Source organism: Streptomyces sp. NPDC101166, from assembly GCF_044768125.1.
Taxonomy (GTDB): Bacteria; Actinomycetota; Actinomycetes; order Streptomycetales; family Streptomycetaceae; genus Streptomyces.
In genome coordinates this window covers 1-24,969 of record NZ_JBIWPF010000002.1, presented here as the reverse complement: position 1 = coordinate 24,969, position 24,969 = coordinate 1, and the positions used below count along the sequence as shown (strand labels likewise).

Below are 24,969 nucleotides of genomic sequence, written 5' to 3'. Positions count from 1 at the left end.
AAGACATAAATCTGGTCGGCTGTATTGTTCGCAGGGAACAAAAACGTGAGCCATGCAATCCGGAGAGCCAGCGAACTGGCCCTTGATGAGACGACGGTCACCGCACTGAGGGCCGCGCTGAAGACCACCGCCGACGAGGTCGTTCAGGCGATCATCGACGAGGTCCCTCCCTACGCCAACGCCCTTTCGGGTCACATGGGCGCCACGATCCGCCGAGCCGTCCGCACCGCCCTGGGGCACTATCTGGACCTCGCGAGCGGGAACGCCACCGGCGGTGACGCCGGTGACGCGGCCTACGAGCTGGGCCGCGGCGAGGTGCGCGACGGCCGTTCGATGGACGCGCTGCTCAGCGCATACCGGGTCGGCGCCCGCGTGGCCTGGCGATGCCTGGCAGCGGGTGCCGTGCCGGCGGGTCTGCCCGCCGCCGAGGTCGCCAAGTTCGCCGAACTGACCTTCGCCTACATCGACGAGCTCTCCGCCGCGAGCGCCGCGGGCCACGCCGACGAACTGGCCGCCCGGGGCAGGGACCACGAGCGCCACCTGGAACACCTGGCCCGCGACCTCCTCGCCGGCGCGAGCCCGGACGTGCTGCTCGCCTCCGCTCAGCGGGCCGGGTGGCAGCCTCCGGTCTCGCTGACCGCGGTCCTGCTGCCCGCCGCCCAGGCCCGGCCCGCCTACCGCGGGCTCGACCCGAGCACCCTCGTCCTGGACGATCTGCCGGACGCCACCGGTGTGCTGCTCGTCCCCGACGCCGACCGACCGCATCTCCTGCGGCAGCTGACCGACCGCACCGCAGTGGTCGGTCCGGCCCGGCCATGGACTCGTGCGTCCGCCTCGTACGAACGAGCCGTACGCGCGCGCTCCCTCTCCGCTGATATCCACGACACCGAGGACCACCTGCCCGAGCTGGTGCTGAGCGCCGACGTGGACGCGTTCGCGGACCTGCGTGCCCGGGCCCTCGCGCCGTTGCGGACCCTGCCCGCCGCGACCGCGCGGCGGCTGGAGGAGACCTTGCGGGCGTGGCTGCTGCACCAGGGCAGGCGGGACGAGGTGGCGGCGGCGTTGTTCGTCCATCCCCAGACCGTCCGGTACCGGATGTCGCAACTGCGGGAGCTGTTCCCCGATCTCGCGTCGCCCCACCGGGTCCTCGAACTGACGCTGGCGGTCGGTCTTCGGGGCGGCTGAAACGGCTGACCGGCGGTGCGGCCGGGCCGGGGCTCCGCCTCGGAGATCCGGGCGGTCAGGTGGTCGCGGATGCGAGTCAGCCGGGACCTTCGCTCGTGACGGCCTCCGCGATCCGCCGGGCGGCCTGGGCGGGTGTGAGGTGTGTGGTGTCGACGACCTCGGCCTCGGCGTGCAGCCACGTGCGCGCCGCCTCGGCGTAGGGCGCGAGGTACTGGAGACGGAACGGGGAGTCGGGGCCGACGACGGTGTCGCCCGCGATACGCCCGCGGAGGGTGTCCTGATCGGCGTGGAGGACGAAGTGCCGGACCGGAACGGCATGCTGGGCGAGGCCCGAGCTGATCTCGCGCCAGTACTGCTCGACCAGGACCGTCATGGGCATGATCAGGGTGCCGCCGGTGTACTCGAGGACGCGTCGGGCGGTCTCGACCACGAGCGGCCGCCACGGCGGCCAGTGCTGGAAGTTGTCCGTCGTGGGCAGCCCCGGCGTGATGTCCATGAGTGTCTCGCCGACCTTCTCGGCGTCGAACACCCGTGACTGCGGTATCAGTTGCTGCACGAGCGCACTGGTCGTCGTCTTGCCTGCGCCGTGGGTGCCGTTGAGCCATACGATCACGGACTCGACGGTACTGAACATGATCGGGCGATGTCGGGTGATTGCCGGACAGGCGGGCACGGCCGGGCGGATCTGTGCGGGGACTGACTCCATGCCCCCGAGGAGGCGAGCCCACAGAGCCCGGACCTGTCATGATCGGTTCATGCGCGCGGCCCGGCTCCTCTCCCTCGTTCTCCTGCTGCAGAACCGGGGCAGGCTGACGGCCGACGAACTCGCGGAGGAGCTGGGTGTCTCGACCCGGACCGTCTACCGGGACATCGACTCACTCAGCAGCGCGGGCATTCCGGTCTACGGGGACGCCGGGCACCATGGCGGCTACCAACTGCTCGGCGGCTACCGGACCCGGCTCACCGGACTGCACGCCGACGAGGCCGAGACGTTGTTCCTGGCCGGGCTGCCCGGTGCGGCGGACGACCTGGGACTGGGCGAGGTGCTCGCGGCGGCACAGCTGAAACTGACCGCGGCGCTCCCGACCCCACTGCGGGACCGAGCCGACCGGATCCGAGAGCGCTTCCACCTCGACGCTCTCGGCTGGTACCGGGAACAGGACTCCCCGCCCGCTCTCGTGGCGCTCGCCGACGCCGTGTGGAACCAGCGGCGAATCCAGGTGCGTTACCGCCGCTGGGCCGAGCCGCAGGAGGTCGAGCGCGAACTCGACCCCTACGGCCTGGTCCTCAAGGCGGGCGTCTGGTACCTCGTCGCAGCGGTGCACGGAGCTGTGCGGACCTATCGGGTGTCGTCGATCCTCCGCCTGGACGTCGGGGAGGACGGTTTCGAGCGCCCCGACGGCTTCGACCTGACCGCCCACTGGCAGGACTACCTCACCGCCTACGACGCCCGCAGGCTGCGGCTTCAGGCCTCTCTCCGGATCGCTCCGGCACTGCTCGCCGCATTGCCGGACCGCCTGGACGCGGCACTGGTCCGCGCCGTCGAAGCCTCGGTGGGCCCGCCGGACGGCGACGGCTGGGTGACAGCGACGGTACCGCTGGAATCGGTCGACCTGGCGGTACCCGTACTGCTGTCACTGGGGCCGGACGTCGAGGTGCTCGCCCCCGAGGAACTGCGCTGCAAGATCGCGCGGATGGCGGCGGCCGTGCTCGACCGGTACCGACCAGCGGACCCATCAGGCCGGGACGGGGCCGGCGACCTCAGCAGCAGTCCGGCGGACACGGTCGCCGGCAGCGCGAGGGCGGCAAGGACCCCGAAGCCGTAGCGCGTGTCACTGTGGTCGGTGACCGTCGCGACCAGGAACATCACCCCGACCGTAGCCGCCAGCCCGCCGCCGTTCGCCAGCCCGAAGGCCCTGCCCACCGAGGCTTCGTCGGCCGAGGTCATCAGCATGGTGCGGGAGGCGATCCGGGCCTGCCCGAAGAAGAACGCGCCCAGTGGTACCCCGACGAGGTATCCGGCGATCCCGAACTGGCTCTGCAGTACCAGGCAGACATCGCAGAGCAGAAAGCCGGCGACGGCGATGCGAAGGTCCGCACGTCGTCTGCTGACGATCCGGTAGGCGCCGGCGGCCAGCAGGAAGCCGAGGCACCCGAGAGCGTCCACGGCACCGAACGTCCCTGCGCCCAAGTGGAGTTCACCGATCACGGCGGTGGGCAGCAGAGCGTTGAAGACCGTGACGACCACGCTCCCCTGGGCGTAGAGCAGGATGAAGCGGCGCATCCGCAGCGGCCCCCGCGCGGCCGCCAGGACCGGCCCCGGCTCCCGGGCGACTCCGGCCGGCAGGGCCCGGACCGGGCGACGCCCCACCGCAGCGACGCAGAGCGCCGAGACCAGGAAAGTCCCGGCGTTGAACACCAGCAGCGGCACGGCGCCGAACGCCTGGACGCACAGCCCGCCGGCAGTCGCCGACAGCAGCATCCCCGCCTGGGTCGCCATCTCGTAGCGGGCGTTGAACCGCCGCAGCCTGTCTGCCGGAATCCGTTCCTTGATCAGCGCGGAGCTGGCGGGGAAGAACAGGGCGCCGACCACGGCGAGCGCCAGATTGGCCATGTAGATCCCGGATCCCGGGGCGCCGCCGCAGGCCAGCCACAGCGGCAGCCCGAGGGCCAGCGCCGCGCTGGTCACATCGCAGCCGATCCACAGGGCCCGCCGGTCGAAGCGGTCGGCCAGCCGGCCGAAGAACGGCGACAGCAGCGCCTGCGGCCCGGCGACGGCGATGAACAGCCAGCCGACGGCCATCATGGTCCGCTGCTCCCTGATCATGAGCAGGGCCCCGACGATGAGCTGGACATTGTTGCCGAGAGCGGTGGCGAAGGCAGCGGGCACAAGCAGCAGCTCGGCGCGGCGGGAGTGGCGGCTGAGGATCATGGCACCACTGTCCAGAGGTTCGCTGACACCTTGTGTCAGTGAAGTGGTGCCGGGATGGACAGGTCCGGCTCCAGGAGGCTGTCCCGACCCGCGCTCCCGGCCCCGCGCATGCGCGTCCACGGGGACGGCGAGGCGCCGGGGCCGGTCAGGCCGCCGTTGTCACTTGAAGGCGTGGACGTTGCGCTCGGCCCATCCGGCGAAGGAGCCGGCGGGGCGGCCGAGGATCCGCTCGACGTCGGGGCTGACCCGCTGCTCGGCGGGGAGCGGCGCGCCGAGGATGTCGAGGGTGCCGTCGATCACCGGCTCGGGCATGAACCGCGCCATGTGCTCGCGGGCCTGATCGCGGGTCAGCTCCACGAAGCCCACCTGCTCGCCGAGGGCCTCCGCCAGCGCCGCCGCCTGCTCGCGCGGGGTGACGGCGGCCGGGCCGGTCAGCTCGTACGTCTGTCCGAGGTGGCCCTCGTCGCGCAGGGCCACGGCGGCGACCGCGGAGATGTCCGCCGGGTCCACGACCGGCAGCGCCACGTCGGCGAACGGGGCGATCACCGCGCGCTGCGTACGCACGGTCTCGATCCAGGCGTAGGCGTTGGAGGCGAAGGCGCCCGGGCGCAGGATCGTCCAGTCCGGGCCCGAGGAGCGTACGGCCTCCTCGAACTCCCGGAGCCGGCCGTGCGAGAGGGCGTCCGGGCGGGTGCCGTTGATCTGCGAGGAGAGCAGCACCACACGCCGGACGCCGGCCTCCGCCGCCGCGGCCAGGACCTCGACCGCGGGTGCGCCGCCGCCGAGCAGTTCGCCGGCCAGCAGGATGAACAGCGCGTCCGCGCCGTCCAGGGCGGGGGCCAGGGTGGCGGGATCGGCGAGGTCGGCGCGGACGTGCCACGCTCCCTCCGGAAGGTCGTGGGAGAGGGGACTGCGGGACACCGCGGTGACCTTCTCGCCCGCCGTGGTGAGCGCCTCGACGAGCGGACGGCCGACGTTTCCGGAAGCTCCGGTGACAACGATCATGACAACTCCAAAGTCGTGTGGAAGAAGGAGAGTTGGCCCGGCCGGGCGGTGTCCGCGACGCTAGCATCGTCCGTATAGTAGGTACCTAGAGGAAAGTGACTTCCTGGAGGGTTCGAATGGGCGGCAGCACCGGCGCCATGCGCGGCGCCACCACGCGGGGCGGGAAGGCCGACTCGGAGCTGGCGTGCCCGGTCTCCCCGGTGGTCGACATCGTCTTCAGTCGCTGGACGACGCCGATCCTGTGGACGCTGAACGAGTTCGGGCGGCAGCGCTTCGTCCAGCTCCAGCGCAACATCCGCACCATCACGCCGAAGGTGCTCACCCAGCGGCTGCGCCAGATGGAGCGCGACGGCCTGGTGGTGCGCACGTACCACCCCGAGGTGCCGCCCCGGGTCGAGTACGAGATCAGCGAGCTCGGCCGCAGCCTGGCGCCGATCTTCGCCCACCTCGCCGAGTGGTCCGCGGAGAACCTCCGGAAGGTCGAGCGGGCCAGGCGGGAGTTCGACGAGGCCGGCGAGCAGGTGTCGGCGCCGCGCTGAGGTGCGCCCTGCGCTGCCCTCGACGGCCGCCGCCGACGCCTCGATGCGAGTCCACCCCCTGCTACGCGGTCGAGCGCGGAGGCGCTCGCGGCGATGACGGCCGTGCTGACGCTGCGCCCGACGGCCCACGGTGAACGGGCTCCGCAGCGGCCCCCCAAAAAAATCACACACGCAGCCGGCTGGACCCGCCCGGACCGGCGGAGCCTAGGCGTGGGTCCGCTCACCGACAGTGACCACTTTTGATCGGCGTCGATCGTTCCCTCGCTCTTTGGGTGCGCTCTGGGAACGGGGCATTGCGGGCCTTATCGGTCTGTCGTGCGAAGCCTCATACCAGAGCGGGACCCTCTCCGGGGGAGTTTGTCAACTGCCCACCGCACATGATGCGTTGGCGACTACTGTGAGTGTCCGTCGGACGACGCGCGGCCGAATTCCCGGCCCTCTCGACCGACACCGCGATGGCGCATGCCCGGGACGCGCACCCGCGCGGCCGAGCACGCCCGACGGACCGACAGTACGAGGACACCGATGTCTCACCTTGGCGCACCCGCTCCACGCGCAGACCGCCGTGAGGGCGGACGGCACGGACGACCGGTCGCCCGACCCGCACTCGCGCCGGCCGAGACACACATACGGCCACAGCTCGTCCGGCTCGCCGTGCTCCCGCCGACCGCCGTCGCCCTCAGCGCCTGCGCGGCCGTGCTGTTCACCGTGCGCTCCACCGGCGCCCGGCCCAGCCCCACCCTGTGGGCCGTCCTCACCGGCGCGGTCGGCGTGACCGCCGTCGGCATCCTCGTCGCGGCCGTGGCCGCCGACCGCGCCGCCCGCTCCGTCAGCGACCGCATCGCCGCCCTGCGCGGCAACAGCGCGCGCGGCGAGGCCGACTTGCGCGCGCTGCTCGACACACTGCGCCGCGGCGAGGCCCCGCCGCCCCGCAAGGCACGCGGCGGACCGCCCGGCGACGCCGACGACTTCGAACTCCTCGCCGCCGATCTCGCCCGCGCCCACGACGGGGCCGTCGCCGCCGTCGTCCAGGCGGCCCAGCTCTCCAGCCAGGCCGGCAGCGAACAGAAGCTGGAGGTCTTCGTCAACCTCGCGCGGCGCCTTCAGTCCCTCGTGCACCGCGAGATCTCCATCCTGGACGAGCTGGAGAACGAGATCGAGGACCCCGACCTGCTGAAGGGCCTCTTCCACGTCGACCACCTCGCCACCCGCATCCGCCGCCACGCCGAGAACCTCGCGGTGCTCGGCGGCGCCGTCTCCCGGCGGCAATGGAGCAACCCCGTCTCCATGACCGAGGTGCTGCGCTCAGCCATCGCCGAGGTCGAGCAGTACTCGCGGGTCAAGCTCGTCCCGCCCATCGCCGGGGATCTGCGCGGGCACGCCGTCGCCGACGTCATCCATCTCCTCGCCGAACTCGTCGAGAACGCCACGGTGTTCTCCGCCCCGCACACCCAGGTCCTGCTGCGCGCGAACCTCGTCACCTCCGGGCTCGCCGTCGAGGTCGAGGACCGCGGACTCGGCATGCCCGTCGATGAGCAGAGCCGGATGAACGCCCTGCTCACCGACCCCGACCAGGTCAACGTCGGCCGCCTGCTCGCCGACGGCCGCATCGGCCTCTACGTCGTCTCCCAACTCGCCCGCCGCCACGGCATCCACGTCCGCCTCCAGGGCAACATCTACGGCGGCGTCCAGGCCGTACTCGTCGTACCGCAAGCCCTGTTGGGCTCGACGCAGGGGCTGCCGCAGGCCGGGGCGGAGGGCACGGCACGAGCCCCGGGGGAGCAGCCCGGGGCTTCGTCGGCGGCAGGCGCGGTCGGCCTCGGAGAAATGCCGTCGGGGGTCGGGGTGGTCACGCGAAGCGGGACGCCGTCCCAGGGGGGCGCGGCCGGCCGCGGTGCGGTGCCGCAGGAAGGCGGTGCACAAGGGCGTGGCCCGGCGCCGTCGGCGACAGGTGCGCAGAGCCGACACACGCAACCCGCCCTCCCACCGCGTCCGCCGGGTGCGCCCCACCTGCCGAACACGCCTCATGCTTCGGCTCCACCGCCGTCTTCGCTCTCCGCTCCGGACACGGCCCTGGCCCACGGTCCCGTCCCCTCCGTGTCCGCCCCCGTCCCGCCCCAGGCATCGCGTGCGCAGCCTCAGGGTCAGGGCGCCCGGCACGACGCACCCCGCCCGGACGGTCACGGTCTGGCTCCGCTGCCCGTGCGCGGCGCGCACGAGGAGCGGCCCACCCCGGCGGAGGCCGTGCCCGGCATCCGGCCCGCCGACCGGCCCGTGCTGGAGGAGCACTCGGGCATCGCGCCCACCCCCCGCGCCGGAGCGGTCCGCGGCACCATGGGCAAGCCGCAACTGCCCCGCCGCCGCGCCCAGGAGCACATCGTGCCCCAGCTGCGCGGCGGCCCCGCCCCCCGGCAGGACATCGAGCGGCCCGTCGGGCACGACCCCGGCCTCATGGCCGCCTTCCAGCGCGGCATGGGCCTCGCCGAGGCCCAGCAGAGCCTGGAACCGGAAGACCTGCAAACGCCCCGGTACTCCACCCCGACCCCGCCCCCGGGACAGGTGCCGTACCCCACCGGCCCGTACGACGGGAGCCCGCCGGCCGGATGAGCAGCACCTCCCTCACCCCCACCCCCGCCGCTCCCGCGGACCCGCGTACCCCAAGGAGTCGATCCACCATGGCGAGCGAAGCGCCGACCGGCCATGTATCCGACCTCGACTGGCTGATGAGCGGCCTCGTGCAGCGCGTACCGCACACCACCAGCGCGGTCCTCCTCTCCTGCGACGGCCTCGTGAAGTCGGTCCACGGCCTCGACCACGACAGCGCCGACCACATGGCCGCCCTGGCCTCCGGCCTGTACTCGCTCGGCCGCAGCGCCGGAGTCCGCTTCGGCGACGGCGGCGACGTGCGCCAGGTCGTCGTCGAGCTCGCCTCGACGCTGCTGTTCGTCACCACCGCCGGCTCCGGCACCTGTCTCGCGGTCCTCGCCGGCCGCGAGGCCGACGCCGCCGTCCTCGGCTACGAGATGGCGATGCTCGTCAAGAGCGTCCGCCCCTACCTGGAGACCGCGCCCCGCCGGCATGCCGTCGAACCGTCGGTGACGGGACCTTGAGCGTGGCGGCGGCCGGCGACGGCCCCTGGCTCGACGACGCGGCCGGACGGCTGGTGCGCCCCTTCACGGTCAGCAACGGCCGGACCGAGCCCAGTGTCGCCCTCGATCTGATGTCACAGGTGAGAGCCACCGGGTCGACCCCCCTCGGCTATCTCGGCCCCGAGCACGCACAGGCGCTGGACCTGTGCCGGGGGCCCGTCCCGGTCGCCGAGGTCGCCGCCCACCTCAAGCTGCCGGCCGCGGTCACCAAGGTGCTGCTGTCGGACCTCGTCGACTGCGGGGCGCTCACCACCAAGCCCCCCGAGTACCACCACATCCCCACCGACCGGGCCCTACTGGAGGCAGTGCTCGATGGACTACGACGACAGCTCTGAGAGCGACGCCCGCGCTGCCCGGCAAGGGCGCGACGCACCCGACCCGAACCGCGCCGGCCAGGGTGCCCGCGCCGCCCACGCCGCCCCCTACGACGAACTCCGCGACCGTCCCGAGCCCTTCCCCACCGCGCTCAAGATCCTCGTCGCGGGCGGGTTCGGGGTCGGCAAGACCACGTTCGTCGGCACCGTCAGCGAGATCGCGCCGCTCAGCACCGAGGAACTGCTCACCACGGTCAGCGCCGCCACCGACAACCTCGACGGCATCGAGAACAAGGTCGAGACGACCGTCGCCATGGACTTCGGCCGTATCACCCTCGACGCCGAGCACGTCCTGTACCTGTTCGGCACCCCGGGCCAGGAGCGGTTCTGGTTCATGTGGGACGAACTCTCCGAGGGCGCCCTCGGCGCGGTCATCCTCGCCGACACCCGCCGACTGGAGGAGTGCTTCGCGGCCGTCGACTTCTTCGAGGAACGCGGTCTGGGGTTCATCATCGCCGTGAACGAGTTCGACGGCGCCCACCGCTACGACCCCGAGGAGGTCCGCGCGGCCATCGACTTGGACCCGCAGGTCCCCGTCGTGCGCTGCGACGCCCGGATCTCCGCCTCCGGCGTCCAGACCCTGCTCACCCTCGTCCGGCACCTCATCGCCCACGTCTCGGCGGCGCCCCAGCCGAGCGTCCACGGGGACGGAGCCCGCTCATGAGCTACGACCCGCAGCGCCCGGCCGGTCGGCTGCTGCTCACCCCCGAGGACAAGGACGCCCCCGCCCGCGCCCGCAGACTGCGCCGGCTGGGTCTCGGAGTGTGGCCGGAGCCCGCCCTCGACGCCTTCGCGGACCGTCTCGCCGAGCTGGCCGGAGCGCCGTACGCCATGGTCAACTTCCCTGACGGGGAGCGGCAGTTCTTCGCCGGGCTGCACACCCCGCCCGGCGGCCGGCAGGCCCGCGGCGGCAAGCCCGAGATCGGCCGCACGCTGCCCCGCGACCACGGCTACTGCCCGCACGTCGTCGTCCGGCGCAAGGCGCTGGTCCTGGAGGACGTGAGCGACTACCCGCGGTTCGCGGGCAACCCCGTCGTCGACGCGTACGGCGTCCGCTCCTACCTGGGAGCCCCGCTCATCGACTCGACCGGCATGGCGCTCGGCACGGTGTGCGTCGCCGACCTGGCTCCCCGCGCCTGGGGAAGGACCGGTCTGGACACGATCAAGGCGACCGCCGCCGACCTCGCCGGCCGGCTGGAACGGCGGGACGCCGGCGGAAGCCCTCTGTGAGGCGCGGTGAGGGGCGTCGGCCCGGTGGCAGCCGGCGTGTGAAGCGGAACTGTGGAGCCGCTTAAGAAACTCTCGATGGACCGCACCCGCGCCGTACGGCAGATTGCTACGGGATTCCACCCCTTCCCCGGTGCCGGCGGCCCCTTCGGCGTGCCCGGCCCCCGGGGGACCTAACCACAGGAGCCGTAGCGTGAAGGCGCTGGTCAAGGAGAAGGCGGAGCCCGGGCTGTGGCTCGCGGACGTGCCGGAGCCCGCCGTCGGACCGGGCGATGTGCTGATCAAGGTGCTCCGCACCGGCATCTGCGGCACCGACCTGCACATCCGGGCCTGGGACGGCTGGGCGCGCCAGGCGATCCGCACCCCGCTGGTGGTCGGACACGAGTTCGTGGGCGAGGTCGTCGAGACCGGGCGTGACGTCACGGAGATCGCCGTCGGCGACCGGGTCAGCGGCGAGGGGCACCTCGTGTGCGGGAAGTGCCGCAACTGCCTGGCCGGCCGCCGCCATCTGTGCCGGGCCACCGTCGGTCTCGGCGTCGGCCGCGACGGAGCCTTCGCGGAGTACGTCGCGCTGCCCGCGTCCAACGTGTGGGTGCACCGGGTGCCCGTGGACCTCGACGTGGCGGCGATCTTCGACCCGTTCGGCAACGCCGTCCACACCGCGCTGTCCTTCCCGCTGGTCGGCGAGGACGTCCTGATCACGGGCGCCGGGCCGATCGGCCTGATGGCCGCCGCCGTCGCCCGGCACGCCGGAGCCCGCAACGTCGTCGTCACCGACGTCAGCGAGGAGCGGCTGGAGCTGGCCCGCAAGATCGGTGTGAGCCTCGCCCTCGACGTCTCGCGGGAGTCCATCGCCGACGGGCAGCGGGAGCTGGGCCTGCGCGAGGGCTTCGACATCGGCCTGGAGATGTCCGGCCGCGCCGAGGCCCTGCGCGACATGATCGCCAACATGACGCACGGCGGCCGGATCGCCATGCTCGGCCTGCCCGCCGAGGAGTTCCCGGTCGACTGGGCCCGGATCGTCACCTCGATGATCACGATCAAGGGCATCTACGGCCGTGAGATGTTCGAGACCTGGTACGCGATGTCGGTGCTGCTCGAGGGCGGGCTCGACCTCGCCCCCGTGATCACCGGCCGCTACGGCTACCGCGACTTCGAGGCGGCCTTCGCGGACGCGGCGAGCGGCCGCGGCGGCAAGGTCATCCTCGACTGGACCGCGTAACTCCCTTCCCGGCGAGACACTTTCAGGAGCCTGTCCTCATGTTCGACTCCGTGCGCGACGACCTGCGCGCCACCCTCGACGAGATCCGCGCCGCCGGTCTGCACAAGCCCGAGCGCGTCATCGGCACCCCGCAGTCCGCGACCGTCGCCGTGACCGCGGGCGGCCGCCCCGGCGAGGTCCTCAACTTCTGCGCCAACAACTACCTCGGGCTCGCCGACCACCCCGAGGTGATCGCCGCCGCCCACGAGGCCCTGGACCGCTGGGGCTACGGCATGGCCTCCGTGCGCTTCATCTGCGGCACCCAGGAGGTGCACAAGGAACTGGAGGCCAGGCTGTCGGCGTTCCTCGGCCAGGAGGACACGATCCTGTACTCCTCCTGCTTCGACGCCAACGGCGGCGTCTTCGAGACGCTGCTCGGCTCCGAGGACGCCGTCATCTCCGACGCCCTCAACCACGCCTCGATCATCGACGGCATCCGGCTGTGCAAGGCGCGCCGCTTCCGCTACGCAAACCGCGACATGGCCGACCTCGAAGCCCGGCTGAAGGAGGCGACCGAAGGCGGCGCCCGCCGCAAGCTGATCGTCACCGACGGCGTGTTCTCCATGGACGGCTATGTCGCCCCCCTGCGCGAGATCTGCGACCTCGCCGACCGCTACGACGCCATGGTCATGGTCGACGACTCGCACGCCGTCGGCTTCGTCGGGCCCGGCGGCCGCGGCACGCCCGAGCTGCACGGCGTCATGGACCGCGTCGACGTCATCACCGGCACGCTGGGCAAGGCGCTCGGCGGCGCCTCCGGCGGGTACGTCGCGGCCCGTGCCGAGATCGTCGCCCTGCTGCGCCAGCGCTCCCGCCCGTACCTGTTCTCCAACACCCTCGCCCCGGTCATCGCCGCGGCCTCCCTCAAGGTCCTCGACCTGCTGGAGTCGGCCGACGACCTGCGCGTGCGGCTCGCCGAGAACACGGCCCTGTTCCGCCGGCGGATGACGGCGGAGGGCTTCGACGTCCTCCCGGGCGACCACGCCATCGCCCCCGTCATGATCGGCGACGCGGCGCGGGCCGGCCGGATGGCGGAACTCCTGCTGGAGCGCGGGGTCTACGTCATCGGCTTCTCCTACCCGGTCGTCCCCCAGGGCCAGGCCCGGATCCGGGTCCAGCTGTCCGCCGCGCATTCCACGAAGGACGTCGACCGTGCGGTGGACGCCTTCGTCGCGGCCCGAGCCGAGTTGGAGGAAGCGGAACCGACCCCTGCCTGACGGCCCCGACCCGGCCCCGTGGCCTGCGATAATCGTGGGGTGATCGAAGCTCGGCGGCTGCACATCCTTCGGGCGGTGGCGGACCACCGTACGGTGACGGCGGCCGCCGCCGCCCTGTACCTCACGCCGTCCGCGGTGTCCCAGCAGCTCACGGCGCTGGAGCAGGAGACCGGGCACCGGCTGGTCGAGCGGGGCGCCAAGGGCGTGCGGCTGACCCCGGCCGGGGAGATCCTGCTCGCCCACACCCACGCGGTCCTCGCCCAGCTGGAGCGGGCGGAGGCCGAACTCGCCGCCTACGGCTCGGGGGCGGCCGGCACGGTCACGGTCGCCGCCTTCGCCACCGGCATCGCCCTGGTCGTCGCGCCCGCCGTGGCCCGGCTCGCCGGCGCCGCCCCGGGGATAAGAATCCGCGTCCAGGACGCCGAGGGCGACGCCAGTCTGCGGATGGTCCTGGACCGGCAGGTCGATGTGGCCGTCGCCGTCGAGTACCGGGGGGCGCCGGCCGCCGACGACCCGCGACTGGCGCACCTCCCGCTGTACGCCGAGCCCTTCGACGCGGTCGTCCCCGTCACCCACCGGCTCGCGGACCTCCCGGAGGTGCCGCTCGCCGAGCTGGCCAAGGACCCCTGGATCGGCCCGTACCCAGGCAACCCCTGCCACGACGTGGTGGTGCTGGCCTGTGAGCACGCCGGCTTCCAGCCCCGCCTCGAGCACTCCTCCGACGACTTCCGCGCGGTCGTCGCGCTGGCCTCGGCGGACGTCGGCGTGGCCCTCGTCCCGCGCTCGGCGCTGCGCGGCATGGACCTCGCCGGCGTGGTCGTCCGCCCGGTCGACGGGGCGGCCCCCACGCGGCGCGTGTTCGCGGCCGTACGGCGCGGCGCGGAGGAGCACCCGCTGATCCGGCCGGTGTTGGAGGCGCTCGGACAGGCGGCACGGGCCCAGACGGCGTGACACGCGCGTTGTCAGTGGCAGCGGCTACCGTGCGGAGCATGCCGGACGCCGAAGACGTACGCCGTATCGCCCTGTCCCTGCCGGACACCACGGAGAAGATCGCCTGGAGCATGCCCACGTTCCGGGTCGGGACGAAGATGTTCGCCACCCTGCCCGAGGACGAGACCTCCCTCGCCGTGCGCTGCCCCAAGGAGGAGCGCGCCGAACTGGTCCTGGCCGAGCCCGGCAAGTTCTGGATCGCCGGCCACGAGGCCCAGTTCGCCTGGGTGCGAGTCCGGCTGGCCGCCCTGGAGGACGAGGGCGAGCTGGGCGACATCCTCGCCGACTCCTGGCGCCAGGCGGCCCCGCCGCGCCTGCTGGAGGCCCACCCCGGGCTGGGGCTGCCCGAGGGCCGCTGAGCGCCGAAACGGATGCGCGACCACCGACGCGAGTGCGGTATGGTTTCCCTGCACGTTCTGCCGGGGGAAACCCCAGGTCAGACGGGCACCGGGACGTGGCGCAGCTTGGTAGCGCACTTGACTGGGGGTCAAGGGGTCGCAGGTTCAAATCCTGTCGTCCCGACTTTACGAAGTCGCAGGTCAGAGGTCATTCCAGAGAGGATCTGGAGTGGCCTTTGGTCATTTTCGGGGACCTGTCGGGGACCAGTCCGCTCGAGCACTGCCAAAGCCCACCTCGACTCACTCAAGGTGGGCCATGCAGCCCTCCGTGACGGGGCAAAGGCCACTTCGTGGGGTGGGGGCTGATCGGCGGTCAGGCGTCAGCGTGCGAACTTCTCGATGGCCGCCGGCGTCACGGGGGTGAAGAAATTGACGAGGTTGCCGTCGGGGTCGCGGAACAGCAGCGACCGGTTGCCCCAGGGCATCGTGGTGGGCCCGCTGACGAAGTCGGTGACGAAGCCGGTCAGGTTCTGGTGAACGCGGTCCACGTCGTCGACGAGGAACTCGGTGATCACGCTGTGGTTGTCCGCCGGCCGGGCAGAGCCCGGGGCGAACAGCGGGACGGTGCGGGTGCCCGCGATCGCGAGGGTGGCACCCGCGGTCCTGAGTTCGGCGAAGTCTTCGGTGGCCCACGTCGCCCGCGCCCCGGTGGCTCGCTCGTAGAACTCGACGAGGCGCGCTACGTCGCTGGTGATGATGCGGATCGAGACGAAGTCCATGGGGATCTCCTTGGCTGTGCGGAGGCGTGCACGTCGCAGGCTAGGAGAAATAGTGGACAGAATCGGTCCTCTATTTTCGCGCTATGTTGTGCACATGCCTCGACCCACCGGCCGCGTGCTGACACTCCTGGAGCTGCTGCAGTCGGGCGGCACCCGGACGGTGGCCGAACTCGCCGACCGGCTCGGCGTCGAAGGGCGCACCGTGCGGCGGTACGTGAACCAGCTGATCGACCTGGACGTGCCCGTGGAGTCGGTGCGCGGCCGCTACGGCGGGTACCGGCTCGCCCCCGGGTATCGCTTGCCTCCGCTCATGCTCAGCGACGACGAGGCGCTGGCCGTGCTGCTCGGCCTGGTCGCCGGCCGCCGGGCAGGGCTGACGACGACGCAGCACACGGCGAGCGAGACGGCATCGGCGAAGATCCGGCGGGTGCTGCCCAAGCACATCGCCCGTCGGCTCGACACACTCCTGGAAACTCTCGCCTTCACGGATCGGCCCGCCGAGTTCGACACCCCGGACGCCGGGGTCCTGCTCGCCATCGCCGATGCGGTGCGCCACCGCCGACCGGTCTCGATCCGTTACACCGACCGCGACGGACGGCGCAGCGAACGCACGCTGCACGCGTACGGGATCGTCGCCCATGGGGGCCGGTGGTACGTCACGGGCGCGGACGTCCGGATCGGCGAGGAGCGAACCTTCCGGCTCGATCGCATCGCGGACGCGCGGATCCTGCCCGGCTCGTTCGATGAGCCCGCGGGGCCCGGTCCGGTCCAGCGTGTGCTGTCAGGGTTCGCCACGGCCGAGTACCGGCATGAGGTGACCTTGCGGATCCACGGGACGGTCGAGCAGATCCGCGCCCGCCTTCCGGTCGGCGTCGCGAGCCTGGAGGAGTACCCGCCCGTGGCGGGCGAGGACCTGGCGAGCGAGCGCTGGCTGCGCGTTGAGCTGCGGGTGGAGCGGCTCGACTGGTTGCCTCCGACACTCGCCTCACTCGACCGGCCGTTCGTCATCGAGCGCCCCGATGAACTGCGCGACCTCGTCATCGAGCTCGCCGATCGCCTCGCGTCCTCCGCCCGTCGAGCCTGACAGCGAGGAGCCGATGTCTGTCGCCCCGACCGGCTTCACGCAGGTCGGAGGCCGTCTTCTCGATCACGGGGAGGCGGCCTGTTCCATGTCGGCGTCCACGTAGAGGCAGAACGGATGGCCCGCCGGGTCGAGCAGCACGCGGACGTTCGCCTGCGGCTGGTGGTCCGCCTCCCGTGCCCCGAGCGCCAGCGCGTGCGCCACGGCGGCGCGCAGATCGACCACCTCGAAATCCAGGTGCATGGTGATCCGCCGGGCGCCCTCCCGGGCCGGCCAGACCGGCGCGACGAAGCCCTCCGAGAACTGGAAGCCCAGGTAGCCCACGCCTTCGGGCGGCACGACGGCCGCTCCGTCCGCGTCCTCCTTGACGATCTCCCAGCCGAGCAGCCCCGCGTAGAAGCGGGCGAGCGCCCGGGGATCGGGGGCCTCCAGCACCACGCCCCACCAGTCGTGTCTGGCTGCGCGAGGGGTGTGCGCCTCGGGGCCGGGTCGTCCGTCCATGTCCGCCGGGCCGCCCTCTACCGGCGGCCGCGCGTCCGCGCGCCCCTCGGCGGGGCGATGAACTGCAGTTCCAGGGTGAGCGGCGGCTCGGCGACGCCGGGGCCGCCCGCGGCCGCCCAGCCGATGAGCTCCTCCGTGCAGTCGTCGTCCATGGCGAACCCCACCCAGGTGGCCCGGCCGCCCGCCCGCCGCCCGGCCGCCGAGGGCTGGACGACGACCACGTTGGCCTGGTCGCACGGGCCGAGACAGTCCGTCGTACGGACCGCGAAGCCCCCGTCGGACGCGGCGGCGGCCGCGCGCAGCCGGTCGAGCTGCCAGGCGTGGTCGAAGCCGGGGTGCTTGCGGGCGTCGCCGCAGCAGCAGCCCCGGCACACCACGAGGGTGCAGGGCCGGCGGGCGGCGGCGCCGATCGCCACCGCGCGCTGACCGGGCACCGTGCGACGCGGTCCCACCCGGGTCAGGAGGCCGAGAGGCCGACGTGGGCCAGGGCCTGCCGCAGCAGGAACCCGTGCCCGCCGGGCATCTCGCTCTGCACCGCCGGCGACGCGGCCTCCTGCGGGTCGAACCAGACCAGGTCCAGCGCGTCCTGCCGGGGCCGGCAGTCACCGGTCACCGGCACGATGTAGGCGAGGGACACCGCGTGCTGACGGGGGTCGTGGTACGGGGTGAGCCCTTGCGTCGGGAAGTACTCGGCGACGGTGAAGGGCTGCAGCGAGGTCGGCACCCGCGGCAGGGCCACCGGTCCGAGGTCCTTCTCCAGGTGCCGCAGCAGAGCGTCGCGGACCCGCTCGTGGTGCAGGACCCGGCCCGAGACCAGGGTCCGGTTGACGTTGCCGTCCGGTCCGATCCGCAGCAGCAGGCCGATGCTGGTGACTTCACCGCTGTCGTCGACGCGCACGGGCACGGCCTCGACGTACAGGATCGGCATCCGTGCGCGGGCCATCTCGAGCTCGTCGGCGCTCAGCCAACCGGGCGTGGTTTCGGTCAGGTCAGACATTGCTTGATCATACTTTCAGTGTCCGTCGGGAAGCCGGTAGACCTCGAGGGCGTTGTCCGCCCCGGCCCACCGCGCCAGGCGCAGCGCGTCGGCCAGACTGAGTTCGCCGGCGTCCACCCGGTCCTGGAGGAGGTCCCCCAGACCCCGGCGGAACGCCAGCGCGCCGAGTGCGTGGAACTCGGCGACACCGTAGGCGTCGGAGCTGTACAGCAGTTTGCGGAACGGTGTGATCTCCAAGGCCTCCTCCAGGACCGCCCGCGCTCGTACGGGACCCACATGGTGCAGGGTGAGTCCCACGTCCAGGTACACCTGCTCGAACACGGCCGCCAGGAAGGCGGCCTGCCGCTGGTAGGGCCAGCAGTGCAGGAGCAGCACCGGGATCGTGCCCGCGATCAGGTGCAACCAGTCCGTCAGAAGTCCGGGATCCGCGCGGGGCAGCCGGATGTCCCGGTCGCCGAAGCCCGTGTGCAGTTGCAGCGGCAGCCCCAGGTCCACGGCCGTCCACAGCAGATGCCGTACGAGCACCGGGTCCTGGAGCCGGCCGCCGGCCGCCAGCCAGGTCCGGGCCGCCCGGGTCACCTCGGCGTCCGAGGGCCGGGCCGGGTCGAGGCCGAAGCCGGTGCGGTAGGCGGCCACCGACTTCACCGCCACCACCCCCGGCGCCCGCACGGCGTCCAGGGCCGCCGCCCGGAACGCGTCGGCGTACCCGCCCGCGTCCACGCCCCGCGCGGCCACCGCCTCCGCGACGGTCTCCAGCCGGACGACCTCGTGGGCGCTCGCGCCCGCCAGCGCGGCCAGTTCGGCGGGCGGGGTGAGACGGTCCGCGTCGAAACCGGTGTCCACGAAGAACCGGCCCGTCCCGGCCGCCGTCAGGAACCGCCGGTTCACCTCCCGCGGCCCCAGTTCGGCCCGCCGCGCCAGGTACTCCCGGGGCGGGGCGTGCCGGTCCAGGTCCAGCAGCGGCGCGCAGTGCCGCCGTACGGCCACACCGGCCGGGGTGTCGAACGACGAGTGGCCCGGCCACCGGTCGCCCTCGGTGAGCAGCTCCTCGAAACCCGCCCGGTCAAGCGGGCCCGCCACCACCCCGTGACAGTGGTGGTCCACCAGCGCCAGGGCGGCGAGCGCCTCGTGGACCGGCCCGGCGCGCATCTCAGTACGCCCAGCGGTAGGCCGCCGCCACCCGTTCGTCGTCCAGCCCGGCGACCGCCTCGATCTCACCGCGGCGGACGGCGGTCACCGCGTCGGCGAGGACCGGGCCCAGGGCGGCCCGCAGCACCTCGTCCTCCTGGAACCGCTCCACCGCCTCGGCCAGCGAGGCAGGCAGCCGGCGCACGCCCCGGGCCTCGGCCGTCGCGTCTTCCAGAGCGGCCGGGTCGCCCGCGGTCTCCTCCGGCAGGGTCGCGCCCGACGCGATCCCGTCCAGGCCGGCGGCGATCACACAGCCGAGCGCGAGGTAGGGATTGGCGGCCAGGTCGACCGGCTTGACCTCCAGGTTCGCCAGCTCCGCGCGCCGGCCCGCGGTGCCCCGCACCAGCCGTAGCGCCGCCTCGCGGGTCTCCAGGCCCCAGGCGGTGAACACCCCCGCCCACTGGGAGGGCTTGAGGCGCAGATAGCCGGCCGGGCTCGGCGCGGTCACCGCGGTCAGGGCGGGCAGCCGGCCCAGCACACCGGCCGCGAAGGCCTCCGCGTCGGCCGTCATCCCGTGCCGGCGTTCCCCGCCCGTGTGCAGGTTGACCCCGTCACGCCAGGCGGACAGATGGAGGTGACCGCCGTTGCCGACGCCCTGGGCGGTGACGGCGGGGGAGAACGACACCCGCAGCCCGTGCCGCCGGGCCACCGCGCGCACGGTCTGGCGCACCAGGACGCTGCGGTCGGCGGCGGCCACAGGATCGAGGGCGCCCACGGAGATCTCGAACTGGCCGGGCGCGTACTCGGGATGGACCTGCTCGACGTCCACCCCCTGCGCCGCGCACGCCGCGAGCAGATCGGCGGTGCAGTCGCTCAGCTCGACCTGCCGGATCGCGCCGTACGCGGGCCCGGTGGTCGCCGGGACGAACTCGCCGGCGGGCGCGGAGTCCAGACCGAACGACCACTCGATCTCGACGGCCGCCCGGAAGGTCAGGCCGTGCGTCCGGGCGGCGCCGGCGACGATCTCGCGCAGGAAGGTGCGCGAGCACCCCGGATGCCGTTCGCCGTCCTGGGTGATCCGGTCGACCGGCGCCCACGCCCAGCCCGGCTGCGCGGCGAGGACCACCAGCCGGTCCAGGTCGGGGTACAGACGCAGGTCGCCGTCGGGGGAGCCCAGCACGTCCGTGGAGACGATCCGGTCGTCGGCGAGGAACGTGTCGAACACCGGGGACATGCCGACGCCCCAGGCCGTGGCCGACGCCAGCCGCGCCACCGGGACCGTCTTCACCCGGCCGACGCCCGCGGTGTCGACGTAGGCCAGCACGACCCCGTGCACACCCCGCCCCGGCAGCTCGGCGGCCAGGGCTCTCGCCCGCTCCACGTCCCCGGGGCGACCGCCGGGCACGGGGTCGGCGAGGGTGCTCATACGGCCTCCAGGTCAGTGGCGTCGTCGATGGTCCGCCCCGCCCACGCCCGCGGGCGGCGCGCGCCGTCAGGGTTTCACGGCCACTCCGCCGTACTGCGGCACCACGGCCGGGGCGCCCGGCTCGGGACGCCACCGCGAGCAGGACACCAGGCCGGGCTCGAGCAGCTGGAGGCCGTCGAAGAACGCGGAGATCTCCGCGCCGCTGCGGGCGGTGATCGGCGGGGTCGCGTTCTCGTTCCAGAACCTCATGGCGGGGATCTGGCCCTCGCCGCCCACCTCGCTGTCGTGGGTGGGATGCGTGAGCACCAGGAAACTCCCGGAGGGGACCGCCGCCATGACCCGGCGCACGATGTCCCGCGCCGCCTCCACGTCCAGCACGAAGTTCAGGATGCCCAGCATCATCACCGCGACGGGTCGGGTGAAGTCCAGGGTGCCGGCGGCGCGTCGCAGGATCGCGTCGGGGTCGTGGACGTCGGCGTCGACGTAGTCGGTGACGCCGGAGGCGGTGCCGGTCAGCAGGGTGCGCGCGTGCACCAGCACGATCGGGTCGTTGTCCACGTACACGATCCGTGAGTCGGGGGCGAGACGCTGGGCGATCTCGTGGGTGTTGTCGGCCGTCGGCAGACCGGTGCCGATGTCGAGGAACTGCCGGATGCCGCGCTCCTCGGCGAGGAAGCGCACCGCCCGGCCCAGGAACCAGCGGTCCGCGCGGGCGATCTCCCGGATCAGCGGGAACATCCCGGCGACGTGCTCGCCGACCCGCTGGTCGACCTCGTAGTTGTCCTTGCCGCCGATCCAGTAGTTCCACACCCGCGCGTTGTGCGCCACCCCGGTGTTCAGCGGCGCCGTCGATCCGCCCGACGGCGTGTGGACCTCGCTCACGTGACCGCTCCCTCCCGCGCTCTTGTCGCGTACTCGTCGCCTTGGCCCGTCAGCCGTCATTGTGCCGCCCGGTGATCACCGCTGTCCCGGGATTCGGACGGCCCGCTCCGTGTTCGAGGGCCGCTCGGGGTCCCCCGGTAGGGTGACGACCCGGTCGCCCTCGTACAGGAAGCAGGACATGCCCTACTCCGAAACCGCCCATCTGTCCGTCCCGGAGCCGTCGGCCGCGTCGGCCGGCGTCCGCCTGGTCGTCACCGACATGGACGGGACCCTGCTCGACGACCACAAGCGGCCGCCGGAGGGGCTGCGGGAGGTGATCGGGCTGCTGCGGGAGCGCGGGGTGCTGTTCAGCCCGGCGAGCGGCCGGCAGTACGCGACGCTGGCGCACGAGTTCGAGGGCGTCGCCGACGGCATGGTGTTCATCGCCGAGAACGGCACCTATGTGGTCCGCGACGGCGAGGAGCTGAGTTCCGACCCGATGGACCCGGACGTCGTCGCCCAGGTCGTGGAGTGCGTACGGCGACTCGTCGCGGGCGGCGCGGACGTGGGCGCCGTCGTCTGCGGGAAGCGGTCCGCGTACGTGGAGCGCACCGACGACGCGTTCCTGGCCGAGGTCCGCCGCTACTACCGGCGCAACGCGGTCGTCGACGACATCGCCGCCGTCGACGACGACGTCCTCAAGGTGGCCCTCTACGACTTCGCCTCCGCCGAGCGCATCACCGCCCCGGCCCTCGCCGCGTTCACGGGCACCCACAACGTGGTCGTCTCCGGCGAGCACTGGGTGGACGTCATGAACCGCACCGCCACCAAGGGCGCCGCGCTGCGTCGGCTCCAGCGGGAACTGGGCATCACGCCCGCGCAGACCATGGTGTTCGGCGACTACCTCAACGACCTGGAGATGCTGGACGCCGCCGACTGGTCCTTCGCCATGGCCAACGCCCACCCGGAGGTCGTCGGCAGGGCCCGCCATCTGGCCCCGTCCAACAACGACAACGGCGTGCTGCGCACGGTCGCCCGGCTGCTCGACCTGCCCGTGAGCGGTCTGCGGTGACGACGACGAGGAGTCCGCGGCGTGCGCCGCGGACTCCTCGTCGAACGTGTGGGGGGCTCAAGGCCCCGGCGTCAGGGTTTGAGCGGGTCGTGCCCGACCGTCATCAGAAGGTGCCGAAGCCGGGTGTCCTCGGCCGCCGGCTCGTCCTCCAGGTCCGTACGCGCGGTCACCGTGTCCACGACGCGGTGCATCACCCGCAGGTCGTCGTCGGTGAGGTCGGTACGTCGCTTCTGCAGGATGGCCAGCACGTGCTGACCGGTCGAGGTCCCCGCCTCGTCGGGCAGCGGCTCGGCGTTCTCGTCGGCGTCCCGCACCCGCAGCCAGGCGGCCAGCTCCTGCGAGGTCATGTTGACCACGCGGTGGAAGTCCTCCCACAGCGCGTCGAGTTCGAGGGCGTCCGTCATGCGGTGCTCCTCCGTCCGTGCGTCGTTCGTGTGTCGTCCGTCCGTGTGCCGCTCGGCGTGTGACGCCGGGGCAGTCGGTCCGTGCCGGTCGGTGCGGGTCAGTCCCCCTGCTGCCAGTTCTCCGCCTCGAACATCCACCGCTGCTTCTCCAGGTCGGCGGTGATGGCGATGAGCAGGTCCTGGGTGACCGGGTCGGCCGACTCCGTCGCTGCGATGCGCTCGCGCAGCCGTCCGATCGCCGCGCCCAGCGTCTCCGAGATCACCTGTACGACGTCCTCGTCGCGCACCCAGCCGTCCTTCGGGGCGGGCAGGGTGAACGCCGACGCGATCGTCTCCGGCCGGCCGTCCGGCGGCAGGCCGAGGGCGGCGGCGCGCTCGGCGACGGTGTCGGAGTAGGTGCGGGTCGTCGAGACCACCTCGTCGAGCTGGAGGTGGATCGAGCGGAAGCGGGGGCCCACGATGTTCCAGTGGGCCTGCTTGCCGATCAGCGAGAGTCCGAGCAGGTCGACGAGAGTGCTCTGCAACGCATCGAAGGTGACCTGACGGGCCGGTTCGGGCAGCGGGCTCTTCACGACAGTCATACCGAGGTTCTCCTTCTCGCGTCGTCACGTGCGGTACGGAGCAGTGCGGCGCGCTCCGCCTCGTCGGTCCCGCCCCAGACGCCCGACGTCGGCGGGCTGTCGAGGGCGAAGGCCAGACACGCGGCGGTCACCCTGCAGCGGGCGCACACGCGTTTGGCGTTCGCCGCGTCCCTCAGGGCCGGGCCGGACGTGCCGACGGGAAAGAACAGCTCGGGGTCCTCGCCCACGCAGGCGGCGCTGCGCAACCACTCCATGACCGCGCGGGTGCCCCGGGCGAACACCCGCAAACACGGCCTGTCCTCGCGATATGCGCTCCTCGGAAAGGACGGCATCGAGGGCGTGCGGCGGGTCGGCGAAGACCTCGACGCGGTCCCTCCCGTGGAACGTCTCGGGGCGCGCTCCACCACGGGCACCGCACGCGGCTGCGTCGGTGAGGCCCCTCGGGAAATCTTCCCAGGGGGGTGCGGGGCGGTCTATAGTCCGAAACTAGCAGTGCTAACAACGGCGTCCTCGCCTTCCGCGTGTCCTCGATCAGGAGTGCCCGTCGTGCGTCCCGTCCACTTCGCCGTCGCCCGCCGCACCCCCATCGGCCGGCTGCGCGGCGCCCTGTCCACCGTGCGGCCCGACGACCTCGCCGCCACCGTGGTCCGCGCCCTCGTCTCCGAGGTGCCGGCCCTCGACCCCGCCCGCGTCGACGACGTCTACTGGGGCGCCGCCAACCAGGCGGGCGAGGACAACCGCAACGTCGCCCGGATGGCCGTGCTCCTCGCGGGCCTCCCCGAGAGCGTGCCCGGCGCCACGGTGAACCGGCTGTGCGCCTCCGGGATGGAGGCCGTCACCGCCGCCGCCCGCACCATCGCCGCCGGCGAGGCCGACATCGTGATCGCGGGCGGCTCCGAGTCGATGAGCCGCGCCCCCTTCGTGCTGGCCCGCCCCGACGAGGCCCTCCCGCACCGTGTCGAGACCGTCGACACCCGGCTCGGCTGGCGCCTGGTCAACCCGGCGATGAAGGACCTGCACGGTCTGCTGGCCATGGGGGAGACCGCCGAGGAGGTCGCCGGACGGTACGGCGTGTCCCGCGAACGCCAGGACCGGTTCGCCCTGCGCAGCCACCAGCGCGCCGCCCGGGCCCGCAAGGACGGCCACTTCGACGACGAACTCCTGCCCGTCACCCGCCCCGACGGCGTGCTCGTCGACGCCGACGAGTCCGTCCGCGAGGACACCTCCTTGGACAAGCTCGCCGGGCTCAAGCCGGTCTTCCGCCCCGGCGGCACCGTCACCGCGGGCAACGCCTCCCCGATGAACGACGGCGCCGCCGGGCTCCTCCTGGTCAGCGAGGAGGCCCTGAACGACCTGGGCCTGGAGTCGCTCGGCCGCTATGTCGCCGGCGCCTCCGCCGGGGTGCACCCCGACGTGATGGGCATCGGCCCGGTGCCCGCGACGCGCAAGGCGCTGGCCCGGGCCGGCTGGAGCGTGGGCGACCTCCAGGAGGCCGAGTTCAACGAGGCGTTCGCCGCCCAGGCGCTGGCCTGCGTGGACCAACTGGGCATCGACCCCGACCTGGTCAACCCCAGCGGCGGCGCGATCGCCCTCGGCCACCCGCTGGGCTGCTCGGGGGCCCGCATCCTCACGACGCTGCTGCACCGGATGCGCAGGACGGGCGCGGAACGCGGCCTGGCGACCATGTGCGTGGGTGTGGGACAGGGGAGCGCGGTGCTGGTGGAACGGCACTGACGGGCGCCCGCGCGGGGCCGCCCACCGGGCGCCGCCGACGGCCACCAGACGAGACGGTGTCCGACGCCGCCGTTCGATGCATCTAGGGCGTGATTCGAAAGTCCCGTCTGGCTCGCGACGCCTGGCACGCGCGCTCGCCGCGTTGTCGGGATCGCCCTCGTACGCCCAGTACGAGGGCGACCCTCCGC

The 24,969-nt window shown here is 72.9% G+C and carries 27 protein-coding genes, 1 tRNA gene and 1 pseudogene; 16 read left to right on the top strand and 13 right to left on the bottom strand.

Going from position 1 to position 24,969, the window contains the following annotated elements; all coding sequences use genetic code 11:
- Positions 1-45: 45 nt before the first annotated feature.
- Positions 46-1,185: a PucR family transcriptional regulator gene (locus ACIRS4_RS04470; protein ID WP_404189893.1), complete on the top strand. Its 1,140-nt coding sequence runs from the start codon at positions 46-48 to the stop codon at positions 1,183-1,185.
- 76 nt (positions 1,186-1,261) lie between these two features.
- Here the strand turns inward: ACIRS4_RS04470 and ACIRS4_RS04465 are convergent, their stop codons facing one another.
- Entirely contained in the window at positions 1,262-1,798 is a 537-nt protein-coding gene (locus tag ACIRS4_RS04465) for an AAA family ATPase (protein ID WP_404189890.1), read from the bottom strand.
- A 142-nt stretch (positions 1,799-1,940) separates the two neighbouring features.
- Between ACIRS4_RS04465 and ACIRS4_RS04460 the strand changes: the two genes are divergently transcribed.
- Positions 1,941-3,011: a helix-turn-helix transcriptional regulator gene (locus tag ACIRS4_RS04460; RefSeq protein WP_404189888.1), complete on the top strand. Its 1,071-nt coding sequence runs from the start codon at positions 1,941-1,943 to the stop codon at positions 3,009-3,011.
- A gap of 74 nt (positions 3,012-3,085) precedes the next feature.
- On the opposite strand, the pseudogene ACIRS4_RS04455 reads toward ACIRS4_RS04460, so the two are convergent.
- Positions 3,086-4,117 (bottom strand): annotated as a pseudogene (locus ACIRS4_RS04455) (MFS transporter); the annotation flags it as partial.
- A gap of 159 nt (positions 4,118-4,276) precedes the next feature.
- A complete protein-coding gene (locus ACIRS4_RS04450; protein ID WP_404189886.1) occupies positions 4,277-5,122 on the bottom strand; it encodes an SDR family oxidoreductase in 846 nt (281 codons plus the stop codon).
- A gap of 116 nt (positions 5,123-5,238) precedes the next feature.
- Here ACIRS4_RS04450 and ACIRS4_RS04445 point away from each other — a divergent pair, with 116 nt between their 5' ends.
- From ACIRS4_RS04445 to ACIRS4_RS04395, 11 genes are all read left to right on the top strand, one after another.
- Positions 5,239-5,661, top strand: a complete 423-nt coding sequence (locus ACIRS4_RS04445) for a winged helix-turn-helix transcriptional regulator (protein ID WP_404189883.1) — start codon at positions 5,239-5,241, stop codon at positions 5,659-5,661.
- Positions 5,662-6,186: 525 nt separating this feature from the next.
- The gene (locus tag ACIRS4_RS04440) at positions 6,187-8,268 is read left to right on the top strand and encodes an ATP-binding protein (RefSeq protein ID WP_404189881.1); all 2,082 of its coding nucleotides are present in this window, start codon (positions 6,187-6,189) and stop codon (positions 8,266-8,268) included.
- Positions 8,269-8,336: 68 nt separating this feature from the next.
- Entirely contained in the window at positions 8,337-8,771 is a 435-nt protein-coding gene (locus tag ACIRS4_RS04435; RefSeq protein WP_402159092.1) for a roadblock/LC7 domain-containing protein, read from the top strand.
- A 2-nt stretch (positions 8,772-8,773) separates the two neighbouring features.
- A complete protein-coding gene (locus ACIRS4_RS04430) occupies positions 8,774-9,145 on the top strand; it encodes a DUF742 domain-containing protein (RefSeq protein ID WP_404191006.1) in 372 nt (123 codons plus the stop codon).
- The gene (locus ACIRS4_RS04425; RefSeq protein WP_404189878.1) at positions 9,123-9,848 is read left to right on the top strand and encodes a GTP-binding protein; all 726 of its coding nucleotides are present in this window, start codon (positions 9,123-9,125) and stop codon (positions 9,846-9,848) included. Before ACIRS4_RS04430 ends, ACIRS4_RS04425 begins: the two co-directional genes overlap by 23 nt.
- The gene (locus tag ACIRS4_RS04420; RefSeq protein ID WP_404189875.1) at positions 9,845-10,414 is read left to right on the top strand and encodes a GAF domain-containing protein; all 570 of its coding nucleotides are present in this window, start codon (positions 9,845-9,847) and stop codon (positions 10,412-10,414) included. Before ACIRS4_RS04425 ends, ACIRS4_RS04420 begins: the two co-directional genes overlap by 4 nt.
- A gap of 190 nt (positions 10,415-10,604) precedes the next feature.
- Positions 10,605-11,633, top strand: a complete 1,029-nt coding sequence (gene tdh, locus ACIRS4_RS04415; RefSeq protein ID WP_404189873.1) for an L-threonine 3-dehydrogenase — start codon at positions 10,605-10,607, stop codon at positions 11,631-11,633.
- A 38-nt stretch (positions 11,634-11,671) separates the two neighbouring features.
- Positions 11,672-12,889: a glycine C-acetyltransferase gene (locus tag ACIRS4_RS04410; RefSeq protein WP_404189871.1), complete on the top strand. Its 1,218-nt coding sequence runs from the start codon at positions 11,672-11,674 to the stop codon at positions 12,887-12,889.
- 39 nt (positions 12,890-12,928) lie between these two features.
- Positions 12,929-13,840: a LysR family transcriptional regulator gene (locus ACIRS4_RS04405; RefSeq protein WP_389027978.1), complete on the top strand. Its 912-nt coding sequence runs from the start codon at positions 12,929-12,931 to the stop codon at positions 13,838-13,840.
- Positions 13,841-13,878: 38 nt separating this feature from the next.
- The gene (locus ACIRS4_RS04400) at positions 13,879-14,238 is read left to right on the top strand and encodes an MmcQ/YjbR family DNA-binding protein (RefSeq protein ID WP_404189868.1); all 360 of its coding nucleotides are present in this window, start codon (positions 13,879-13,881) and stop codon (positions 14,236-14,238) included.
- Between the two features lie 89 nt (positions 14,239-14,327).
- Positions 14,328-14,401: transfer RNA gene (locus ACIRS4_RS04395), tRNA-Pro, on the top strand.
- A gap of 196 nt (positions 14,402-14,597) precedes the next feature.
- Here the strand turns inward: ACIRS4_RS04395 and ACIRS4_RS04390 are convergent.
- Positions 14,598-14,996 carry a VOC family protein gene (locus tag ACIRS4_RS04390; protein ID WP_404189865.1) on the bottom strand — a complete coding sequence of 133 codons (399 nt, stop codon included), beginning with the start codon at positions 14,994-14,996 and terminating at the stop codon, positions 14,598-14,600.
- 94 nt (positions 14,997-15,090) lie between these two features.
- Here ACIRS4_RS04390 and ACIRS4_RS04385 point away from each other — a divergent pair, with 94 nt between their 5' ends.
- On the top strand, positions 15,091-16,080 hold the full coding sequence (locus ACIRS4_RS04385) for a helix-turn-helix transcriptional regulator (RefSeq protein ID WP_404189862.1): 990 nt from the start codon (positions 15,091-15,093) through the stop codon (positions 16,078-16,080).
- A 63-nt stretch (positions 16,081-16,143) separates the two neighbouring features.
- Here ACIRS4_RS04385 and ACIRS4_RS04380 read toward each other — a convergent pair whose 3' ends face one another.
- From ACIRS4_RS04380 to ACIRS4_RS04355, 6 genes are all read right to left on the bottom strand, one after another.
- A complete protein-coding gene (locus tag ACIRS4_RS04380) occupies positions 16,144-16,578 on the bottom strand; it encodes a VOC family protein (protein ID WP_404189859.1) in 435 nt (144 codons plus the stop codon).
- Between the two features lie 17 nt (positions 16,579-16,595).
- Positions 16,596-17,012, bottom strand: a complete 417-nt coding sequence (locus ACIRS4_RS04375; RefSeq protein ID WP_358796182.1) for a (2Fe-2S) ferredoxin domain-containing protein — start codon at positions 17,010-17,012, stop codon at positions 16,596-16,598.
- A gap of 23 nt (positions 17,013-17,035) precedes the next feature.
- Complete coding sequence (locus tag ACIRS4_RS04370) at positions 17,036-17,575, bottom strand: NUDIX hydrolase family protein (RefSeq protein ID WP_358796181.1); 540 nt, start codon at positions 17,573-17,575, stop codon at positions 17,036-17,038.
- Between the two features lie 15 nt (positions 17,576-17,590).
- Positions 17,591-18,724, bottom strand: coding sequence for an amidohydrolase family protein (locus tag ACIRS4_RS04365; protein WP_404189856.1), 1,134 nt, complete (start codon positions 18,722-18,724; stop codon positions 17,591-17,593).
- 1 nt (position 18,725) lies between these two features.
- The gene (locus ACIRS4_RS04360) at positions 18,726-20,129 is read right to left on the bottom strand and encodes a glutamine synthetase (RefSeq protein WP_404189854.1); all 1,404 of its coding nucleotides are present in this window, start codon (positions 20,127-20,129) and stop codon (positions 18,726-18,728) included.
- 66 nt (positions 20,130-20,195) lie between these two features.
- Positions 20,196-21,011 (bottom strand): SAM-dependent methyltransferase, encoded by an 816-nt coding sequence (locus ACIRS4_RS04355; protein ID WP_404189851.1) that lies wholly within the window; start codon positions 21,009-21,011, stop codon positions 20,196-20,198.
- A 178-nt stretch (positions 21,012-21,189) separates the two neighbouring features.
- On the opposite strand from ACIRS4_RS04355, the gene ACIRS4_RS04350 reads away from it, so the two are divergent.
- Positions 21,190-22,062 carry a Cof-type HAD-IIB family hydrolase gene (locus ACIRS4_RS04350; RefSeq protein ID WP_404189848.1) on the top strand — a complete coding sequence of 291 codons (873 nt, stop codon included), beginning with the start codon at positions 21,190-21,192 and terminating at the stop codon, positions 22,060-22,062.
- Between the two features lie 71 nt (positions 22,063-22,133).
- Here ACIRS4_RS04350 and ACIRS4_RS04345 read toward each other — a convergent pair whose 3' ends face one another.
- The 3 genes from ACIRS4_RS04345 to ACIRS4_RS04335 form a co-directional block, all read right to left on the bottom strand.
- The gene (locus tag ACIRS4_RS04345; protein WP_404189845.1) at positions 22,134-22,466 is read right to left on the bottom strand and encodes a DUF3140 domain-containing protein; all 333 of its coding nucleotides are present in this window, start codon (positions 22,464-22,466) and stop codon (positions 22,134-22,136) included.
- 98 nt (positions 22,467-22,564) lie between these two features.
- Positions 22,565-23,047, bottom strand: coding sequence for a Dps family protein (locus ACIRS4_RS04340; RefSeq protein ID WP_404189843.1), 483 nt, complete (start codon positions 23,045-23,047; stop codon positions 22,565-22,567).
- A complete protein-coding gene (locus ACIRS4_RS04335; protein WP_404189840.1) occupies positions 23,044-23,301 on the bottom strand; it encodes a WhiB family transcriptional regulator in 258 nt (85 codons plus the stop codon). Before ACIRS4_RS04335 ends, ACIRS4_RS04340 begins: the two co-directional genes overlap by 4 nt.
- Positions 23,302-23,593: 292 nt before the next feature.
- On the opposite strand from ACIRS4_RS04335, the gene ACIRS4_RS04330 reads away from it, so the two are divergent.
- Positions 23,594-24,781 carry a thiolase family protein gene (locus tag ACIRS4_RS04330; RefSeq protein ID WP_404189837.1) on the top strand — a complete coding sequence of 396 codons (1,188 nt, stop codon included), beginning with the start codon at positions 23,594-23,596 and terminating at the stop codon, positions 24,779-24,781.
- Positions 24,782-24,969 lie beyond the last annotated feature (188 nt).

What these genes read in the sequence shown, in the direction of transcription:
- ACIRS4_RS04460 (WP_404189888.1), top strand. Translation starts at nt 1,941, where the DNA reads ATGCGCGCGGCCCGGCTCCTCTCCCTCGTTCTCCTGCTGCAGAACCGG.
- ACIRS4_RS04450 (WP_404189886.1), bottom strand. Translation starts at nt 5,122, where the DNA reads ATGATCGTTGTCACCGGAGCTTCCGGAAACGTCGGCCGTCCGCTCGTC.
- ACIRS4_RS04445 (WP_404189883.1), top strand. Translation starts at nt 5,239, where the DNA reads ATGGGCGGCAGCACCGGCGCCATGCGCGGCGCCACCACGCGGGGCGGG.
- ACIRS4_RS04440 (WP_404189881.1), top strand. Translation starts at nt 6,187, where the DNA reads ATGTCTCACCTTGGCGCACCCGCTCCACGCGCAGACCGCCGTGAGGGC.
- ACIRS4_RS04435 (WP_402159092.1), top strand. Translation starts at nt 8,337, where the DNA reads ATGGCGAGCGAAGCGCCGACCGGCCATGTATCCGACCTCGACTGGCTG.
- ACIRS4_RS04425 (WP_404189878.1), top strand. Translation starts at nt 9,123, where the DNA reads ATGGACTACGACGACAGCTCTGAGAGCGACGCCCGCGCTGCCCGGCAA.
- ACIRS4_RS04420 (WP_404189875.1), top strand. Translation starts at nt 9,845, where the DNA reads ATGAGCTACGACCCGCAGCGCCCGGCCGGTCGGCTGCTGCTCACCCCC.
- ACIRS4_RS04410 (WP_404189871.1), top strand. Translation starts at nt 11,672, where the DNA reads ATGTTCGACTCCGTGCGCGACGACCTGCGCGCCACCCTCGACGAGATC.
- ACIRS4_RS04400 (WP_404189868.1), top strand. Translation starts at nt 13,879, where the DNA reads ATGCCGGACGCCGAAGACGTACGCCGTATCGCCCTGTCCCTGCCGGAC.
- ACIRS4_RS04390 (WP_404189865.1), bottom strand. Translation starts at nt 14,996, where the DNA reads ATGGACTTCGTCTCGATCCGCATCATCACCAGCGACGTAGCGCGCCTC.
- ACIRS4_RS04385 (WP_404189862.1), top strand. Translation starts at nt 15,091, where the DNA reads ATGCCTCGACCCACCGGCCGCGTGCTGACACTCCTGGAGCTGCTGCAG.
- ACIRS4_RS04380 (WP_404189859.1), bottom strand. Translation starts at nt 16,578, where the DNA reads ATGGACGGACGACCCGGCCCCGAGGCGCACACCCCTCGCGCAGCCAGA.
- ACIRS4_RS04370 (WP_358796181.1), bottom strand. Translation starts at nt 17,575, where the DNA reads ATGTCTGACCTGACCGAAACCACGCCCGGTTGGCTGAGCGCCGACGAG.
- ACIRS4_RS04365 (WP_404189856.1), bottom strand. Translation starts at nt 18,724, where the DNA reads ATGCGCGCCGGGCCGGTCCACGAGGCGCTCGCCGCCCTGGCGCTGGTG.
- ACIRS4_RS04360 (WP_404189854.1), bottom strand. Translation starts at nt 20,129, where the DNA reads ATGAGCACCCTCGCCGACCCCGTGCCCGGCGGTCGCCCCGGGGACGTG.
- ACIRS4_RS04350 (WP_404189848.1), top strand. Translation starts at nt 21,190, where the DNA reads ATGCCCTACTCCGAAACCGCCCATCTGTCCGTCCCGGAGCCGTCGGCC.
- ACIRS4_RS04345 (WP_404189845.1), bottom strand. Translation starts at nt 22,466, where the DNA reads ATGACGGACGCCCTCGAACTCGACGCGCTGTGGGAGGACTTCCACCGC.
- ACIRS4_RS04340 (WP_404189843.1), bottom strand. Translation starts at nt 23,047, where the DNA reads ATGACTGTCGTGAAGAGCCCGCTGCCCGAACCGGCCCGTCAGGTCACC.
- ACIRS4_RS04335 (WP_404189840.1), bottom strand. Translation starts at nt 23,301, where the DNA reads ATGGAGTGGTTGCGCAGCGCCGCCTGCGTGGGCGAGGACCCCGAGCTG.